The sequence below is a fragment of the Campylobacter novaezeelandiae genome (assembly GCF_004323845.1).
Taxonomy (GTDB): Bacteria; Campylobacterota; Campylobacteria; order Campylobacterales; family Campylobacteraceae; genus Campylobacter_D; species Campylobacter_D novaezeelandiae.
On the sequence record NZ_QPGR01000001.1, the window covers coordinates 216,898 to 233,278 of the forward strand.

Here is a 16,381-nt window from a genome sequence, read left to right on the forward strand (position 1 = left end):
GATGCAAATTCCTACTAAGTTAAAACCTTATTATGAAAACATAGCTTTTGAACGTGAAGATTCTAAAATGATTATAAATTTAGGACCACAACACCCTTCAGCTCATGGGAATTTACGTCTTATTTTAGAACTTGATGGAGAGCAAGTTGTTAAGGCGCGTCCTTGTATAGGCTATATGCATCGTGGTATGGAAAAAATGGCTGAAAATATGATTTATCAAGAATTTATTCCTACTACTGATAGAATGGATTATGTCGCTGCTAGTGCTAATAATTACGCTTATTGTGCTGCAGTTGAAAAATTATGTGGTTTAGAAATTCCTCGTAGAGCTGCTGTGATTCGTATGATAATTTTAGAGTTAAATCGCTTAGCCTCTCATTTGCTTTGGCTTGCTACACATGCACTTGATATTGGTGCTATGAGTATATTTTTATATTGTTTTAGAGATAGAGAATATGTTCTTGATTTGATAGAAAAATATTGTGGAGCAAGGCTTACGCATTCTTCTATGAGAATAGGCGGGGTAATGCTTGATTTGCCTGAAGGTTTTTTAGATGAACTTTTGAGTTTTTGTAATAAATTTCCAAATGATATTAAAGACTATGAAGCTTTGCTTGATGATAATAGAATTTGGCGTTTAAGAACAGAAAATGTTGGTATTGTAAGTAAAGAGCAAGCTTTAAATTGGGGTTGTAGTGGAGTTATGCTAAGAGCAAGTGGAGTTTGTTATGATATACGCAAAGAAGAACCTTATTTGCTTTATAATGAGATTGATTTTAGAGTTCCTTATGCTACGCAAGGTGATTCTTATGCTAGATATAAAGTTTATATGCAAGAATTTAGAGAAAGTTTAAAAATCTTAAAACAATGTATCAAGCTTTATAAAGATACTCCTCCAGAAATTTTAGCTAATAATCCAGAATATGTTAGTGCTTCAAAAGAGCAAATTTTAACGCAAAATTATTCTTTACAACAACATTTTGTTTTAATTTCTCAAGGACTTAAACCCCCAAAAGGTGAGGTTTATGTTCCAACTGAAAGCCCAAAAGGTGAGCTTGGATTTTTTATACACTCAGATGGAAGTAGTAGGCCTTATAGACTTAAAGCTAGAACTCCTAGTTATTGGCATTGCTCTTTTTTTGAAGAAATGCTTGTGGGATCTTATTTGGCTGATGTTGTAGCAATTATGGGAAGTGTAAATATAGTTTTAGGCGAGATTGATAGATGAGAAGAGTTGATTTAAGAAAAAGCAAAGATTTATTTTTAAAGATGGGTGAAGTAATTGAAAATGCTGAATTTAATGAAGTTTTGGTTATACTCTTTGAAATCGGAGATTTTTCCGCAGTTGAGAGAAGCTTTTCTTTTATCAAAGAAAAAAAGTGTATTCTTTTAAATTCTTTAAAATTTAATCAAAAAGATTGGACTATAGTAATAAAAAAGGATAAAAATGCATTATAGAAGCGGTGATAATGCATTTTGTTTTGTAAATATGCTTAGTCTCAATAATGCGATTTTGTGTGAAAAATTGCAAAAAAGTTCCAATATTAATATTTCTTGTTTGCAAGATAAAGCTTTAAATGCCAAGTTTTATAAATGTGAGATAGCAAGTATTTCTTATGTTTTAGCATTGCTTTGTAAAATGCTTGATGGACAAAAATTTAAAGATTTAGATGAAGGATTTTTGAGTGCAGAATCTTGTATATCAGAAGAAGAGGCTTTAGAAATTTTAGATTTTTTAAAAAGTGCTAAAGTTTTAATTTTTGATAAGAATTTAAAATTTTATAAAGATTTTGAAAATATTAAGTATTTTATGTATATTTTAAGCAAAGAATTTAATTTGAGAATTTTAGATTCTTGCGAAAAAGAATATGATTTTTCTAAATCTAAACTAGGAGTTTTAAAAGAACTTGATAATTATGATGGACTCGTAGTTTTTAGATGTAAATTAAAGGATAATTTTTTATATTGTTCTAAACAATTTTTACAACTTGCTAAATTGAAACATTTGGATAAAGTAAATATTCAAGGTCAAAATTTAAATTTAAATACTAAGCTTTATTTAGATGAGAATTTAAGCGGAACGATAGGGTTTTTAAATGATGAAAGCAAAGGTTTAGATTTTGTTAAAATTTGCATAAAGGAAGCAAAATGACAATAACAATCAATGGCAAAGAGTGTTTCTTTGAAGAGGGTGAATATATATTAAATATTGCAAGAAGAAATAATATTTTTATTCCAGCGATTTGTTATCTTAGTGGTTGTAGTCCAACTTTGGCTTGTCGTATGTGTATGGTTGAAGCAGATGGTAAAAAAGTATATTCTTGTAATACCAAAGCTAAAGATCAAATGGTTGTTGAGAGTGATTTAAAAAATTTGTGGGATGAAAGAAATGAAATTATGCAAGCATATTGCATTAATCACCCTTTACAATGTGGAGTATGTGATAAATCAGGTGAATGCGAACTTCAAAATTTTACTCATAAAGCTAGAGTAAATGAACAAAAATATTGGATTAAAGATACTCATAAGCCTCATAAAAAATGGGGATTTATTAATTATGATCCAGCACTTTGTATAGTGTGCGAACGTTGTATTACGGTATGTAAAGATAAAATAGGAGAAAGTGCTTTAAAAACTGTCCCTAGAGGCGGAGATATGCCAGATAGCTCTTTTAAAGAGAGTATGGGAAAGGATGCTTATGCTATTTGGAGTAAATTTCAAAAAAGTTTGATAGGTCCTGCTAATGGGGATAAACTTGATTGTTCATTTTGCGGAGAATGCACTAGTGTTTGTCCTACAGGGGCGCTTATTGGTTCTTCATTTCAATATACTTCAAATATTTGGGAATTAAAAAGAATTCCTGCTTCAAATCCACATTCAAGTGATTGTGAGCTTATGTATTATGATGTTAAGCAAACAAGTATTAATGAACAAAAAGCAAAAATTTATAGAGTAAGTAATGATTTTTCCTTTGCTACTTTAAATAAAGCTGCAAGATATGGATTTGATACTCAAAGTGAAGGTAAAAAAGATAAAAAAGCTTTTGATTATTTAATTTCTTTAATAGAAAAAAAAGAAATTAAAAATATTAAATTTAATAGCTTTATAACAAATGAAGAAGCTTTAATTTTGCAGAATTTAAAAAAGAAGTTTGATCTTTGTTTGATTAATGATGAAGCTAAAGCCTTTAAAGAGTTTTTAAATGATTTTGTACAAAGTTCAGGAAGTATGTATAATGCAACGACTGAAGATATTGTTAAAGGTGATTTTTTAGTTGTTGTTGGAACTTTGTTAAGATATGATGCCCCAACATTAAGTTATAAGATTAATAATGCTTTGGTTATGAATAAGGGCTCAGGACTTTATTTTCATCCTTTAGAAGATGAAGGGGTAAAAAAATATTCTAAAAATTTTATTACTCATACTCACAAGGCAGGAGATGAGGAGCAAATTTTGTATTTTTTATTACAAAAATTTTCACAGGATGAAAATATAAAAAAAGCTTTAGAAGAATTTTTTATTCAAGAAAGTAAAGAAATAGAAGAAACTATCAATGAGGAAGTTGTAGAAAAAATTATAGAAAAAGATGAAGAAGGTAATGAAATTCAAAAAGAGGTAAAAAAACTTTTGCCTAAAAAGATAAAAAAAACCATAGAAGTAAAAAGATCTATTTTTGCTAAAAATTTAGGCATTGATGAGAATAAATTAGAGGATTTATTATTAAAGAAAAATAATTTTACTTTGGTTGTAGGAAGTGATTTTTATTTTCATAAAAATTCTAAAAAACTTGCTAAACTTCTTGCTCTTATTCAAAATACAACTCCTTTTAAAATTTTTTTAAATCCAACTCATACAAACACTTTGGGCGTTTCACTGATTTGTGATTTATCAGAAGCTCAAGAAGGAAAAACTTTAGGATATAATGAAAAAGGTGATTTTAGCTTTTCTTATGAAGAATATAACGATCTTAAAAGTTCTAGTTTAAATCAGCAAGAAGGAACTTTTGTAAATTATGATAAGAGAGTAGTTCCAACTAATGTAGCTTTAGAATTTGATGGCTATTTTTTAAATGATTTAGCAAATGCTTTAGGTTTTGATGAGAATTTTACCATTGGTTATACCAAAAGATTACCAATTAATAAAGGATTTTTACCAATAGAATTTGATCATTTGGAAAATTATTATACCAATGGTGGAGAGAATAAAAGAGGTTATATTTTAAATACAAAAGTTTTTGATAAAAATGCAGATTTAGAATGGATTTTGCCTGATTTTAATTCCTCTCTTACTTTGAAAGAAAATGAGTTTTTAGTTTATAGTGCCAATCCAAGTTATCAATTTGGAAGGTATTCTAATCTTGCTAGTGCTTTAAACGAAAGTATTTTTTTGGGTATAAGTGAAGACTTATGTGAAAAGCTTAATTTAAAAGATAAAGATCTGATTGAGTTTTTTATAGATGATAAAAAATTAATTCTTAGTATTAAAGTAGATAAAGACTTAAAAAATAGTATATTCTTGCCTTATTTTGATAGCAAGATTGATACTTTAAGTTTTTTTAAAGAAAGATTTATTGTGGCAAAAATTCAAAAATTAGGAGCAAATAATGAGTGAATTTGCTTATTTTGCATTAGAAACTTTAATCAAATGTATTGTGGTGCTTGCTGTATTTGCTACTTTAGCGGGTTTTGCAACTTATGCTGAGAGAAAAGTTTTAGCCTATTTTCAAAGGCGTATAGGCCCTGATATGGTGGGTCCTTTTGGGTTGATACAATTGGTTGCTGATATGATTAAACTTTTTACAAAAGAGGATATCATTCCTTCAAATTCACAAAAAGTTATTTTTGCAATTGCCCCTTTAATTGCCGCTATTAGTGCTTTTGTGTCTTTATCAGCTATTCCTATTTTGCCTGAGTTTGTTTTATTTGGTAAAGTAGTTCAGCCAATTATTGCTGATATTAATGTAGCATTGCTTTTTGTTATAGGAACTTCTGGACTTTGTTTTTATGCGGTATTTTTGGGAGGACTTGCTAGCAATAATAAATGGTCTATTTTGGGTGCAGCAAGAGCTTTGGTAGCTATTATTTCTTATGAAAGCGTAGGAGCTTTAGCTTTAATTGCTATTGTTATGATTGTTGGATCTTTTTCTCTTATAGATATTAATAATTATCAAGGTGATGGAATTCTTTCTTGGCTTATTTTTAAACAACCTTTGGCTTTTATTCTTTTTATTATTGCTTTATTTATAGAAACTAATAGAACTCCACTTTGTTTAACTGAAAATGATGCTGAGATTGTTGCTGGTTATGGAACAGAGTATTCAGGACTTCGTTGGGGTATGTTTTTTATAGGAGAATATGCTTCTATGATAGCAGGAGCTATTCTTGTATCGCTTTTATTTTTGGGTGGTTTTAATGACTTTTGGATTATTCCTGGTTGGATTATGATAATTTTAAAATCTGTTTTTATTTTCTTTTGGTATTTTTGGGCTAGGGCAGCATTTCCTCAATTGCGTCCTGATCAGGTGATGAGAATGTGTTATTTGATTTTGATTCCTTTGGCAGTTTTTAATCTTTTAATAACAGCTTTTGTAATTGTTTTTTAAGGATTTATAATGGAAAAACAATATTATTTAGTGGATGAGGAAAGAAAAAATCCTCAAACAGCTTGGCAGAAAATTTCTCAAACTATAAAAAGATCTATCAAATTAGAACTTTTTGTAGGACTTTTTGTCCTTTTAAGAGAATTGGTAAAGAAAAATAATAGTGCGACAATAAAATATCCTTTTGAAAAAATTAAGCTTGATTCTAGATATAGAGCTGTACATAGACTTATGCGTTTTATTGAAAGCGAAAATGAAAGATGCATAGGATGTGGTCTTTGTGAAAAAATTTGTATTAGTAATTGTATAAGAATGGAAACTTCTTTAGATGAAGAGGGTCGTAAAAAAGTAAATAATTATAGTATTAATTTAGGGCGTTGTATTTATTGTGGATTTTGTGCTGAGGTTTGCCCAGAGCTTGCTATAGTGCATACAAGTGAGTATGAAAATGCATCAGAACAAAGAGCTTATTTTGGTTATAAAAGTGATTTTTTAACTCCTATTGATAATCTTAAAACACAAAAAGAATTTGAAGGTTCTGGAAGCTTAAGAAAAGATGCAGATAACTTTGTGAAAAAAACTCCAAGCTATATGGATAGAGATAATTCTCAGCAAGGAGAAAGCAAATGATAGAACAGCTTGCTTTTTATTTTTTTTCAGTAATAGTTTTAGGATTTTTTTTGGTAGCTGTTTTGAGTAAAAATATTTTATATTCTCTTTCAGCTTTAGCTGCTGGAATGATTTTTTTATCAGGGTTTTACTTTTTATTAGATGCAGAATTTATTGGAGTGATACAAATTATCGTTTATAGCGGAGCAGTTTTAGGACTTTATAGTTTTGCTATAATGTTTTTTGATTCTTCTAAAGAATTAAAAGAAAAAATAAAATATAAAAAAATATTTTTTTCTTTAATTATTTTAAGTGCTTTGTTGCTTTTATTAATGATTAGTGGATTTAAATATCAAAATATTAGCACTGATTTAACTCTTAAAGATCCTTTAATTTTTGATTATAGTAAGCAACTAGCTTTTGCCATTTTTTCAAAATATCTTTTAGCTTTTGAATTTATAGCTGTTTTGCTTTTAATAGCTTTAGTATGCGCTATTGTTCTTACGCATAAAGAGTTTGGTAAGGAAAAATAATGATAGAAAAATATTTTATTGTTGCAATTTTAATGTTTGTAATTGGACTCATTGGTATATTAAAAAGACAAAATTTAATTATGCTTTTTATTTCTACTGAAATTTTACTTAATGCTGCGAATTTAATTTTAATTGCAGCTTCAAAAATGCATAATGATTTAAATGGTCAAGTTTTTGCTCTTTTTATTATGGGAGTAGCAGCATGCGAAGTAGCAGTAGGGGTGGCTTTTTGTGTTCTTTGGTATAGAAAGAAGGGAAGCTTAGAATTAAAAAGTTTAAAAGAAATAGAGGTGTGATATGCAAAATTTAGCTTTAATTTCTCTTTTTGCACCTTTTATATCATTTATTTTAGCTTCTTGTTTTTCTTTAAGTAAAAAAAAGATTATTATAGGCTTTTTATGTTCATTTTTGGTGACTTTAAGTGCATTAAGCTCTTTAATACTTCTTTTTGAAAATCAAAGTTTTAATATAACACTTTTTGAATGGATTCCTATTATCGGACTTTCTTTTGGATTTGATATTGATGCTATTTCTTTAACTATGATGAGTGTAGTGAGTATAGTTGCTACTTTGGTTCATTTTTATAGTATTTTTTATATGCAAGATGATGAAGGATTTAATAAATATTTTTCTTATTTAGGTCTTTTTGTTTTTTCTATGATGTTTTTGGTTATGAGTGATAATTTCTTAGGATTATTTATAGGATGGGAAGGAGTTGGTTTATGCTCTTGGCTTTTAATCGGTTTTTGGTATAAAAATAATAAATATTCTTTTGCAGCTAATGAAGCTTTTATTATGAATAGAATTAGCGATCTTGGAATGTTAATTGGAATTTTCTGGCTTTATTTGCAGGCAAATACTTTAAAATATGATGAAGTTTTTTCTTTGATTTCAAGTATTGATCATTCTGCCTTAGTTCTTATAGCAATTTGCTTATTTATAGGCGCTATGGGAAAATCTGCACAATTTCCATTTCATACTTGGTTAGCAGATGCTATGGCTGGACCTACTCCAGTTTCAGCTTTGATTCATGCAGCAACTATGGTTACTGCCGGAGTTTATTTGGTAATTCGTGCCAATATAATTTATGACTTGGTTCCAGAAGTAAGTTATATGATAGCTTTTATAGGAGCTTTTGTGGCTTTATTTGCTGCTTCTATGGCTTTGGTGGCAAATGATTTAAAGCGTATTATTGCTTATTCAACTCTTTCGCAGTTAGGTTATATGTTTGTTGCGGCAGGATTAGGAGCTTATAGTATAGCTTTATTTCATTTAGTAACCCATGCCTTTTTTAAGTCTTTATTATTTCTAGGCGCAGCAAATGTAATGCATGCTATGAATAATAATTTAGATATTAAGAAAATGGGAGGACTTTTTAATCCTATGAAAATAACAGCATTTTTTATGCTGATTGGATCTTTAGCTTTAGCAGGAATTTATCCTTTTGCTGGATTTTTTTCTAAAGATTTGATTTTAGGTTATTCTTTTATAACTTTTTATCATGGAATCTTTTTGGTACTTTTAATTGCAGCTTTTATGACAGCATTTTATAGCTTTAGACTTTTAATGCTTGTATTTTTTACTCCAAAAAGACATGATACTCATCCTCATGAAGCAAGTAAATTAGCACTTTTGTCAATGAGTCCTTTGGCAATTTTAGCTATTATTTTAGGATTTTTTGAGCATAAATTTTTTGATTTTATAAGTATTAAACTTGTTTATATTAATGCGCAAAATTCTCTTGTAATGATTCTTGCAAGTATTGCAGCTATTTTTGGAGTGCTTTTAGCTATTATTGCTTATAAAAAGTCTTGGTTTAAACAGAGTATAGAACAAAAAAGCATATATAAGCTTTTAAGCAATGAATACTATATTCCTAGGTTTTATCATAATTTTTTAGTAAAAAAATATATAAGCTTGTGTGCAGTGATGAAACATTGTGATATTTATATTTTTGATGCTTGTATAGAAAAAATCGTTTTATATTTTAATTTAATATCTAAAAAAATTATCATGCCTAACTCACTTTCTTTGATGCTTAAATTTTTAGTTGCTGCTTTTGTCATTTTACTTTTTTTAGTATGGATGGTTTAATATGTTAAATTATTTAATTTTTTCTCCTTTAGTTGCTGCTTTTGTCATTTTGCTTTTAAAGCGTGGTGGAATTAAAATTTTTAGTGTTTTAGCAAGCTTTATAATTTTAGTGCTTAATATAAAAGTTTTTTTTGATTTTTTATCAGGAACTGATTTTGAATATAAAGTTTCTTTTGAGATTTTAAAACTTTTTAATTATCATATTGGAGTAGATAGTATAGCTTTAATTTTAATGCTTCTTTGCTCTTTAATGGTTTTTCTTTCTTTCGTATTTTTAAAGCTAGAGCAAAAAGATATTGTATTGAATATATTTTTATTAGAATTTGCAATGTTAGGGCTTTTTAGTGCTTTAGATGCTTTACTCTTTTATGTTTTTTGGGAATTTTCTCTTTTGCCTTTAATTTATATCATGGGAATTTATTCTAAAGAATTTAAATATGGAATTAAATTTTTTATCTATGCTTTTATAGGTTCTATTTTGATGCTTGTTGCTATGATTTATTTGGCTTATTTAAATTATCAACTTTTAAATATTTGGACTTTTGATTTAGAAATTTGGAAAAATAATGTTTCAGGAGCAAATTTAAACGAACAACTTATTCTTTTTGCAGCTTTTTTTATAGCTTTTGCTATAAAATCACCTTTATTTCCTTTTCATACTTGGGCACCAAAAGTTTATGCAAAATCTCCAACAATTGTTTCTGTGATGCTTGTGAGCTTTAAAATGGCTCCTTTTGGTTTCTTAAAATTTTGTTTAGTGCTTTTTCCTGATGCTAGTGTTTATTATATGCCTTTAATTGCGGCTTTATGTATAGTAAGTATTATTTATTGTGCTTTAATTGCTTATAGAAGCGATGATTTAAAAGAACTAATTGCTTATAGTTCCTTATCTCATATCGGTGTTATTATTCTTGGTATCTTTTCTTTTAATACTTTAGGTATAAGCGGATCTGTATTTTATATGTTTGCACATGGACTTGTGACAGGGGTTTTATTTTTAATGGCACAAAGTTTATTCCAAAGATATAATACGTATGAAATTTCTTTTTATCATTCTTTGGCAAATAAAGCACCTTTATTTGCTATCTTTTTTGCTATTGTTTTATTATCTAGCATTTCTTTGCCTTTAACTTTATCTTTTATTGGTGAATTTTTGGTATTGCTAGGAATTGCTAAGATTAATCTTTTATATGCCTTTTTAGCTGGTTTGGTGATTATACTCGGTGCTATTTATATGCTTAATTTATTTAGAAAAATGTTTTTTATGCAAAAGGATAATGATATTATGGGCTTTAGGCTTTATTTTAGAGAGGTCTTTGTTTTAGGTATTGCTACAATTTTAATTTTTTATCTTGGAATTGCACCTAAGATTTTTTTAGAACCTTTACAAGAAAATAGCAAAGAGCTAATAAATACAATGAGTATTAAAGCTATTGAACAAAGTACTATAGAATTTTTATCTAATTTAAAAGGAGAAAATTATGCTAAATGAATTTATTGATTTTAAAACGCTTAATATAGCTTTAGCATATCCTTTTATTTTTTTAATCATTATTGCAATTATTCTTTTGTTTTGTTCAGCCTTTTATAAACTTCATAGAAGTTTTTATACAAGTATTAGTATTTTGTCTTTAATTTTTTCTTTTTTCTTAATCTTATCAAATATGAGTGCACAAGGTATAGAAGCTAAAGCATTTTTGGATACTTTAAGAAGTGATATTATATCTTTTTATGCATCTTGTATTATTTTATTCTTTTCCTTTTTATATCTTTTAATGGATAGAGAAAAAAATAAAAGTGAATTTTATCCTTTGTTTTTATTTATGGTTTCTTCATTACTGTTATTGGTCTCAAGTTCTAATTTGATTTTAATCTTTATAGCTCTTGAAGGTTCTTCTTTGGCACTTTATACACTAATTGCTATGAGAGGAACGCAAAATGCTATTTCTTCTAGTATTAAATATTTTAGTGTTGCGGCAGTTGGAGCGGGATTTTTCACTCTTGCTTGTGCATTATTTTATATGAAAACTGGTAGTTTGGACTTAAATTCTGGTCTTGCTTTAAAAAATGAATTCCAAAAGGATCCTTTATTTTTAAGTATAGGGGTTATTATATTTATTTTATGCGCCATTAAGCTTTCTTTAATCCCTTTTCATTTTTGGTTAAAAGATGTTTATTATGCAGCTCATACAAATTTAGTTGCTTTTATTTCGATTGTTCCAAAAGTTGCTATACTTGTCGTTATATTAAGAATTTTTAATTTTATGAGTAATTTAGGATTTGAATATATCATAATGATAATAGCAGTTTTTTCTATGATATTAGCAGCTATTAGTTCATTAAGTCAAAAAGATATTAAAAAAATGTTAGCTTATAGTTCTGTAGTTCATTCTTCTTTTGTGTTGTGTGCTTTGATTCCTTTATTACGATATAATCAAGAAGATTTTAGTTTAAGTTTAATTCCTATTTTTGGATATTGGGTATTATTTGCTTTTGCTAATTATGCTGTTTTTTTAATTTTAAGTCTTTTAAAGAAAAGTTCTTATGAAAATTTACAAGGAATCTTATCTAAAAGACCTTTAATAGCTATTTGTTTAGGAGTTTGTGTTCTTTCTTTGGCTGGAATTCCTCCTTTTGGAGTATTTTGGGGTAAAGTTATGATTTTAAAATCTGTTATAGAAAATGGATATGGATATTTAGCATTATTTATTGCTTTAAGTTCTATGATTATGTTTTATGCATATTTAAAGATTATTATTAATGCGTTTTTTATAAAGAAAGATAAAATTTATATGACTAAACTAAATTTTAGGCAAAATTTAGTTTTAATTTTGTGTATCGGTGTAAATATTTTTGCATTATTTTTTATGTTATAGGAGTTTTTATAATTAGTTGATGAGAATTTTAATATTAATTTTATTAAGTATTATAAAACTTTTTGCATTTGATCTAGTTTTAAATACAGGCCGTGAAAATAACCAGCCTTTTGCGATTTTGCATATTAATAATGATCAAGAATTTACATGTAAAAGTATTACTAAAGATACTAAAATTTATTATAAGTGTGAAATTTTAGGTACGGTTAATAATGAGCTAAAAGATCAAAATTTTGCTTTATTTGACCTTAAATTTATCAAGGAGGAACAAAAAATAAAAGTATTAATTTTTCCTAAAGTTGATACTAAAGTATATAATTTTTCACAAAATATTTTTACAGATACTAAAATTTGGATTGATGATTCTTTAAGATCAAAAAGTCTCACTTTTGTTTTTACGCCTTATATTGCTAATGCTAAAGAGTATGATGGTTTAGAATTTCCTATAGACTTTCCTCATGAAAGCTTTCCTTATATAGGAGCACTTGATTTAAATTCAGATCCAGTGTTTATTCCTCAAAGTGCAGATATTAATACTTTTTTACGCATAGAAAAGGAATATCAAAAACAAAATTATAAGCAAGTTATTATAGATGCAAGAAACGCTATTAATCGTTATAAAGGCAGTATTTTTATGGGTGAATTTGCTCTTTATAAATTAAGAGCAGAAAATAAAATTTACACTCAAAGTCCAGATAATAGAGATCAACAAGTTTTAGAAAGCATGATTGATGATGCTAAAAACTGGATGAGGACTTTTACGAGCGATAAGAATTTTCCAGAAGTTTTACATATTATGTTAAGAACATATATAGCACTTTCTCAAAAGGCTGATGTTGATTATATAATGTCAATTTTAAATAATGAACAAGCAGATAATTATTTTACAGATCTTGCAAGACTTGATTATGCTGATTATATTTATGATCTAGGAGATAAAGAAAAGGCTATTTCAATTTATGAAAACACTTTTTATAATAATAAAAATTTGGATCTTGCCGCAAGATCTGCTTTATCTTTATCTAAAGATCTAATATTAAATAATAAGTTAAATCAAGCAATTGATTTTATTAATATTGTTTTAAAAGCTGATCCAAAGTATTTTGGAAAGGATATTTCAAGAGCTTTAACGCTTGCTGAGCTTTTTTATAAAAATAAAAAATATAATATAAGTTCTTTAATTTATGAAAATACTTTTGAGCAAATGGATAAAATTGATCCTCGTTATGAAAGTGTATTAAAAAATTTAGCTCTTTCTTTGGTTCATACTAAAGAATCTTTAAAAGCAAAAAAATATATTAATTTATATATAAACGAATATGTAGATGGTCTTTATATTGATGAAATTAAAAAAGCTAATGATGAGGTTTTCTTAAAATTAGATGATAATAATGCAACTTTGCTTCATAAGCGTTATGAAGAATTGATAAAACAATATGAAAAAAGTGATCAAGGTATCAGCAATAAAGCTTTAGAAGAAAATATTAAGCTTTATTATAAAGAAAAAAATTATCCAGCAATTATTGCTTATAAAGATAAGATTGAACAAGTTAAAATTCCTTCAATTCTTAAAATTTTAGAAGATTCTGCTATCTTTTTATTAAGTAATGAACTAAAAGAGGATAACTGCATTAAAGCAAGTGAAATTTTTGAAGAATTTAAAACTTATGATATAGGACAAAAAATTGGCAATAAAAAACAGATGCTTGCTTGTTTTCAAAGAACGTCTAGATTTGACGAAGCTCTAAAATATATTGATAAAAACTATAATGAAGATAGTATTTTTTATGGATTGCAAAAAGCACAAATTTTATTTGACAATAAACAATATAATGAAGTGATTAAAATTACCAATGAAATTGCAAATTCAAGAATATTAAAAAGCGATGAGGAGAATTTTAAAGCTTATTATTTAGAGTTTTTATCTTATTTACGTTTGAATGATTATAATAAAGCAATAAATATTTTACAAATTTTAGAAAGTTTTCCTATGAATTTTAATATGGTGGAAATTTATGATGCCTTACTTACTTTTGCAAATGATCATAATATGCAAACAACTATTTTAACTTATGCGCCAAAGGCAATTGATTATCAAAATTTAAAAGGAATTAATCTTTTTAGTCCAAATCTAGAATTTATTTATTTAAATGCTTTGCAAAATACCAATCAAAACGAAAAAGCTTTAGAAGTTTTGGTTGATCTTTTAAAGCTAAAACTATCAGCATCTAATAGAGCTAGAGCTTTGTATATACAAAGTGGAATTTATGAAAATTTAAAAGATGTTAATGCACAAAAAGAAAGTTTAAGACAGTGTTTAGATATCAATGTAAGTTCTAGTTGGCAAAATTTATGTAATCAAAAAAATCAACTACTTCAATGATTGAAGCTTTTTTTGAAGATATAAAAAAGCTTCATCATAATTAAGATCTATTTTTTTAAATTGTTTATTAAAAGTTCTTTGTCTTTTTGCAAGTTGTGCTGTATGGATATTGATTAAATTTTCTAATTCTTGATAAGATATTTGATTATTTAAATAAGCTTTGCATTCTTTTAAACCTATGGAATTTAAGGGCTTTAAATTTGCATCATATTGATCAAAAAGATTTTTGGCTTCATCTATTAAACCAGAATCTAGCATGAATTTAGTACGTTTTTGTATATTTTTCCTTAGTTCTTCTTTGTCCCAAAATAAATTATAAATTTCTATTGTTTCTATTAAAGGTTTTTTTTTGGTTCTTTTTAAAAAAAGACTTGGTATTTCTTTGGTGCTTTCATAAATGTTAAACCACTTTCTTAAACGGTAGGTATCATTTTTTTCAATTTTAAAATCAGGATCTATTTTTTGCAAGAGTTTATAGATTTCATTATTGTCTATTAAAACTTCTTTTTCTTCTATTTTTTCGCTTAAACCTTGCATTAAAATTTTAAGATAAAAACTTGTTCCTCCTGTTATAATGAGAATTTTTTGTTTATCTTGTGCCCATTTTTTAGCTTTGTTGTATTCTTGTATAAATAAAGAAACATTAAAATGCTCATCAACATTTAAAAGATTTACCCCAAAATAATCAAGTTCTTTTAAAACTTTGTCCTCGCTTTTAGCATTTGCTATATTAATTTGCTTGTAAATACAAAGACTATCAAGACTTAAAACAACAGCTTTAAATTCGTAGGCTAAAGCATTTGCAATAGCTGTTTTTCCACTAGCTGTAGGGCCTATTAATGCAAATTCAAAAAACATTACTAAACTTTCTAAAAATTTATAAAATTTTAGTAAAATCATAACAAAAATTTATAAAAGAGTTGTAATGATTTTAATATGGAATAAATTTAAAGATATTTTAGATTTGATTGTATTTAAGCATTCTATTTTTGCTCTACCTTTTTTGTTAAGTTCTATGCTTGTTGCTTCTAAAATAGCAAATGATAGTGCTTGGTTTGGATTTAAAGCTTTAATTTTAGGGATTATTTGTGCTATTAGTGCTAGAAATTTTGCCATGGCTTCAAATCGTTTAATGGACGAAGATATCGATTTAAATAATCCTCGTTGTAAAGATAGACCTAATATCAATGGTCGTATTGGTAAAAAAAGTATGTGGATTTTTATTATTTTAAATGCTTTAATTTTTATTTTTTGTTCTTATTTAATTAATAATTTAGCTTTTATTCTTTCTTTTCCTGTGCTTTTTATTTTGGCATTTTATTCTGCTTTTAAACGCTTTAGCTCTTTTGTGCATTTAGTATTAGGTTTTTGTTTGGGTTTAGCTCCTATTGCAGGTAGTATTGTAGTGTTAGGAGAAATTCATATTTTTAGTATATTTTTGTGCTTAGGGGTTACTTTTTGGACCGCGGGTTTTGATCTTTTATATAGTCTTCAAGATATGGAGTATGATAAAAAAGCGGGGCTTTATTCTATACCTTCTAGATTTGGAAGTAAGACCACTCTTTTATTTTCGGCTTTCTTTCATATTTTAGCTGTATGTTTTTGGTTTATATTTGTTTTTGTTTCTCCTTTAGGAAATTTAGCTTTAATGGGTGTAATTATTAGTGCTTTGATCTTATTTTTTGAACATAAGATTGTTCGTAAGAATTTTTCTCATATTAATAAAGCTTTCTTTACTTTAAATGGATATTTAAGTATTATTTTTTTTATTTTTATATGGGTTGATTTATTATGGAATTAAATCTTTTTAAAGCAGATTTAAAAATAGAATTTGAAGCTTGTGATTTAAATGATAATTTATTTTTACAAGAATACTTGAGCATTAATACAAATCGTCAGTTGGCAAAATGGAAAAAATTAGCTTATAGGGTTGATTTTGAAGATTCTGAAAAGATAATTTTTGATTTGCTTTTGAGTTTAAAAGAAGATATTTCAAGGATTGAAAATCATTTATTTAAGAAAAATAAATTACTTGCTTTATCTCAATTAGATACTATTAATTTATTAAATTTTGAATATATAAATTTTAAAAATGAAAATTTAATTGAAAATCAGGAATATTATGCTAGATTTGAAATTAATGATCAAAAAATAGCTTTTTATTTTAAAGCTCTAAATAAAAAGTTGGCTAAAATTATTAAAATTAAATCAGAAGATCAAGATGTTTATAATGCTTTTGTAGTAGAAATTCAAAGAGATATCATTAAGACTTTTAAAGGAAAATAAA

At 26.7% G+C, this 16,381-nt stretch carries 15 protein-coding genes; 14 read left to right on the forward strand and 1 reads right to left on the reverse strand.

Features of this window, described 5'->3' with window-relative positions; genetic code table 11:
• Position 1 precedes the first annotated feature (1 nt).
• Genes nuoD through DU473_RS01115 form a run of 12 tightly spaced genes read left to right on the forward strand, consistent with a single transcriptional unit; the run spans position 2 to position 14,094 of the window.
• A complete protein-coding gene (gene nuoD / locus DU473_RS01060) occupies positions 2-1,228 on the forward strand; it encodes an NADH dehydrogenase (quinone) subunit D (protein WP_131163927.1) in 1,227 nt (408 codons plus the stop codon).
• Entirely contained in the window at positions 1,225-1,458 is a 234-nt protein-coding gene (locus tag DU473_RS01065) for an NADH-ubiquinone oxidoreductase subunit E family protein (protein WP_131186392.1), read from the forward strand. The genes nuoD and DU473_RS01065 overlap by 4 nt, the downstream gene beginning before the upstream one ends.
• Positions 1,448-2,152 carry a hypothetical protein gene (locus DU473_RS01070; protein WP_131163925.1) on the forward strand — a complete coding sequence of 235 codons (705 nt, stop codon included), beginning with the start codon at positions 1,448-1,450 and terminating at the stop codon, positions 2,150-2,152. The genes DU473_RS01065 and DU473_RS01070 overlap by 11 nt, the downstream gene beginning before the upstream one ends.
• Positions 2,149-4,611 carry an NADH-quinone oxidoreductase subunit G gene (locus tag DU473_RS01075; protein ID WP_131186393.1) on the forward strand — a complete coding sequence of 821 codons (2,463 nt, stop codon included), beginning with the start codon at positions 2,149-2,151 and terminating at the stop codon, positions 4,609-4,611. Before DU473_RS01070 ends, DU473_RS01075 begins: the two co-directional genes overlap by 4 nt.
• Entirely contained in the window at positions 4,604-5,602 is a 999-nt protein-coding gene (nuoH, locus tag DU473_RS01080) for an NADH-quinone oxidoreductase subunit NuoH (RefSeq protein WP_131163923.1), read from the forward strand. The genes DU473_RS01075 and nuoH overlap by 8 nt, the downstream gene beginning before the upstream one ends.
• A 9-nt stretch (positions 5,603-5,611) precedes the next feature.
• The gene (gene nuoI / locus DU473_RS01085; RefSeq protein ID WP_131186394.1) at positions 5,612-6,229 is read left to right on the forward strand and encodes an NADH-quinone oxidoreductase subunit NuoI; all 618 of its coding nucleotides are present in this window, start codon (positions 5,612-5,614) and stop codon (positions 6,227-6,229) included.
• Positions 6,226-6,741, forward strand: coding sequence for an NADH-quinone oxidoreductase subunit J (locus DU473_RS01090; protein WP_131163921.1), 516 nt, complete (start codon positions 6,226-6,228; stop codon positions 6,739-6,741). Before nuoI ends, DU473_RS01090 begins: the two co-directional genes overlap by 4 nt.
• Positions 6,741-7,037 (forward strand): NADH-quinone oxidoreductase subunit NuoK, encoded by a 297-nt coding sequence (nuoK, locus tag DU473_RS01095; RefSeq protein WP_131163920.1) that lies wholly within the window; start codon positions 6,741-6,743, stop codon positions 7,035-7,037. Before DU473_RS01090 ends, nuoK begins: the two co-directional genes overlap by 1 nt.
• Position 7,038: 1 nt before the next feature.
• Positions 7,039-8,835 carry an NADH-quinone oxidoreductase subunit L gene (nuoL, locus tag DU473_RS01100; protein WP_131163919.1) on the forward strand — a complete coding sequence of 599 codons (1,797 nt, stop codon included), beginning with the start codon at positions 7,039-7,041 and terminating at the stop codon, positions 8,833-8,835.
• Position 8,836: 1 nt separating this feature from the next.
• Complete coding sequence (locus tag DU473_RS01105; protein ID WP_131186395.1) at positions 8,837-10,327, forward strand: NADH-quinone oxidoreductase subunit M; 1,491 nt, start codon at positions 8,837-8,839, stop codon at positions 10,325-10,327.
• Positions 10,317-11,711 carry an NADH-quinone oxidoreductase subunit N gene (locus tag DU473_RS01110; protein ID WP_131186396.1) on the forward strand — a complete coding sequence of 465 codons (1,395 nt, stop codon included), beginning with the start codon at positions 10,317-10,319 and terminating at the stop codon, positions 11,709-11,711. Before DU473_RS01105 ends, DU473_RS01110 begins: the two co-directional genes overlap by 11 nt.
• A gap of 19 nt (positions 11,712-11,730) precedes the next feature.
• Complete coding sequence (locus DU473_RS01115) at positions 11,731-14,094, forward strand: DUF7494 domain-containing protein (RefSeq protein ID WP_131186405.1); 2,364 nt, start codon at positions 11,731-11,733, stop codon at positions 14,092-14,094.
• Here DU473_RS01115 and miaA read toward each other — a convergent pair.
• A complete protein-coding gene (miaA, locus tag DU473_RS01120; protein ID WP_131163916.1) occupies positions 14,083-14,952 on the reverse strand; it encodes a tRNA (adenosine(37)-N6)-dimethylallyltransferase MiaA in 870 nt (289 codons plus the stop codon). The genes DU473_RS01115 and miaA overlap by 12 nt on opposite strands.
• 67 nt (positions 14,953-15,019) lie before the next feature.
• On the opposite strand from miaA, the gene mqnP reads away from it, so the two are divergent.
• The gene (gene mqnP, locus DU473_RS01125) at positions 15,020-15,895 is read left to right on the forward strand and encodes a menaquinone biosynthesis prenyltransferase MqnP (protein WP_131186397.1); all 876 of its coding nucleotides are present in this window, start codon (positions 15,020-15,022) and stop codon (positions 15,893-15,895) included.
• Positions 15,886-16,380 carry a hypothetical protein gene (locus tag DU473_RS01130; protein ID WP_131163914.1) on the forward strand — a complete coding sequence of 165 codons (495 nt, stop codon included), beginning with the start codon at positions 15,886-15,888 and terminating at the stop codon, positions 16,378-16,380. The genes mqnP and DU473_RS01130 overlap by 10 nt, the downstream gene beginning before the upstream one ends.
• Position 16,381 lies beyond the last annotated feature (1 nt).

What these genes read in the sequence shown, in the direction of transcription:
- nuoD (WP_131163927.1), top strand. Translation starts at nt 2, where the DNA reads ATGCAAATTCCTACTAAGTTAAAACCTTATTATGAAAACATAGCTTTT.
- DU473_RS01065 (WP_131186392.1), top strand. Translation starts at nt 1,225, where the DNA reads ATGAGAAGAGTTGATTTAAGAAAAAGCAAAGATTTATTTTTAAAGATG.
- DU473_RS01070 (WP_131163925.1), top strand. Translation starts at nt 1,448, where the DNA reads ATGCATTATAGAAGCGGTGATAATGCATTTTGTTTTGTAAATATGCTT.
- DU473_RS01075 (WP_131186393.1), top strand. Translation starts at nt 2,149, where the DNA reads ATGACAATAACAATCAATGGCAAAGAGTGTTTCTTTGAAGAGGGTGAA.
- nuoH (WP_131163923.1), top strand. Translation starts at nt 4,604, where the DNA reads ATGAGTGAATTTGCTTATTTTGCATTAGAAACTTTAATCAAATGTATT.
- nuoI (WP_131186394.1), top strand. Translation starts at nt 5,612, where the DNA reads ATGGAAAAACAATATTATTTAGTGGATGAGGAAAGAAAAAATCCTCAA.
- DU473_RS01090 (WP_131163921.1), top strand. Translation starts at nt 6,226, where the DNA reads ATGATAGAACAGCTTGCTTTTTATTTTTTTTCAGTAATAGTTTTAGGA.
- nuoK (WP_131163920.1), top strand. Translation starts at nt 6,741, where the DNA reads ATGATAGAAAAATATTTTATTGTTGCAATTTTAATGTTTGTAATTGGA.
- nuoL (WP_131163919.1), top strand. Translation starts at nt 7,039, where the DNA reads ATGCAAAATTTAGCTTTAATTTCTCTTTTTGCACCTTTTATATCATTT.
- DU473_RS01105 (WP_131186395.1), top strand. Translation starts at nt 8,837, where the DNA reads ATGTTAAATTATTTAATTTTTTCTCCTTTAGTTGCTGCTTTTGTCATT.
- DU473_RS01110 (WP_131186396.1), top strand. Translation starts at nt 10,317, where the DNA reads ATGCTAAATGAATTTATTGATTTTAAAACGCTTAATATAGCTTTAGCA.
- DU473_RS01115 (WP_131186405.1), top strand. Translation starts at nt 11,731, where the DNA reads ATGAGAATTTTAATATTAATTTTATTAAGTATTATAAAACTTTTTGCA.
- miaA (WP_131163916.1), bottom strand. Translation starts at nt 14,952, where the DNA reads ATGTTTTTTGAATTTGCATTAATAGGCCCTACAGCTAGTGGAAAAACA.
- mqnP (WP_131186397.1), top strand. Translation starts at nt 15,020, where the DNA reads ATGATTTTAATATGGAATAAATTTAAAGATATTTTAGATTTGATTGTA.
- DU473_RS01130 (WP_131163914.1), top strand. Translation starts at nt 15,886, where the DNA reads ATGGAATTAAATCTTTTTAAAGCAGATTTAAAAATAGAATTTGAAGCT.